At 43.6% G+C, this 1,250-nt stretch carries 2 protein-coding genes; both read right to left on the bottom strand.

Annotated elements, in window-relative coordinates; all coding sequences use genetic code 11:
* Nucleotides 1–450 (bottom strand): hypothetical protein (locus A3738_RS07080; RefSeq protein WP_156504042.1); only part of this gene is annotated, 450 nt, incomplete at its 3' end.
* Between the two features lie 187 nt (nt 451–637).
* A partial coding sequence (locus A3738_RS07075) for a VWA domain-containing protein (protein ID WP_156504041.1) occupies nt 638–1,250 on the bottom strand: 613 nt, incomplete at its 5' end.

Raw genomic sequence — 1,250 nt, 5'->3', positions numbered from 1 at the left:
ACCGGGTCGTTCCGACACGATAAGTTCGATATATCTCGCGTTTTTTGTCTTATCGAACTTCAATGATTTTTTACGCTTGAAATATCCCCCACTTCTTCCTTGTCCCTTGAAGCTAGCGGTAAGCTTATGCTGACCTGGGGCAACACTGCCAAGATATAGCTGCTGCACTCCACCGTTTAACAGAGCTTGTATGTCGCTATTTTGATATAAGTGAGTTGAAATAAGTGCATCATCGACAAACAATTCAATTGAATCTAGTTTGAATCGAGTTTTGTCATCGAGACTCAAAAATACACCGAACTTAACCTCTGGCGGATAAATCATTGCCTGTTCAAGTGCATGCAATTCTTGATTGAGTTCGATAATCGATTGTTTAAGTTGACTAGCCTCAGCCTTTAGATCTTGATTGTTCTGAGTCTGATCACTATTCGCGTGGACTACCTGACTCAACAGAAGACAGCTAGTCACTACTATAGCTAGTAACTTCAAGGACCTGATACCTATATGATTTTTGAATAAACGCCAAAAAGACGGGACTAGCGCGAAGTCTACCAACATGAAGACTTCGCGCTGTGAATTGGTTAATAGGTTCAGTTAATATTTACGTATTTCTACAATTGCGGCAGAGGCAGGCTTGTTATCGACTGAGGTACTTCATTGCTGATTCAAGACCCTCGATACTCATTGGGTACATATGATCCTCAACCAATTCGCGTGTAATGCCTAGCGAACCGCCTGTTCCCCAATAGTTTTCTGGCAGCGGGTTAATCCATACAACCTTATCAAAGTGATCGGTCACGCGTTGCATCCAAACAGCGCCCGCCTCTTCGTTCCAATGCTCGATACTGCCACCTGCTTGCGTGATTTCATAGGGAGCCATTGCGGCGTCGCCTACGAAAATTACCTTATAGTCAGAGCTATACTTATGCAGCACATCATAAAGCGCGGTTGTCTCATTACTGCGTCGCAGGTTATTTTTCCAGACACTCTCATAAATAAAGTTATGGAAGTAAAAGTACTCCATGTGCTTAAACTCAACACGAGCAGCGGAGAATAGTTCTTCACATACTTTGACATGAGGATCCATAGAGCCACCGATATCAAAGAATAAAAGAACCTTCACTGCGTTATGGCGTTCTGGCACAAGCTTGAGATCGAGAAAACCAGCATTACGCGCTGTTGAACGAATTGTATCATCAAGATCCAACTGATCAGCGGCGCCTTGGCGCGCAAACTTTCTAAGACGGCGA

This window comes from Oleiphilus sp. HI0066 (assembly GCF_001635725.1).
Note: the sequence above shows the minus strand (reverse complement) of the source record. Positions and strands in the feature narration are given on the sequence as shown.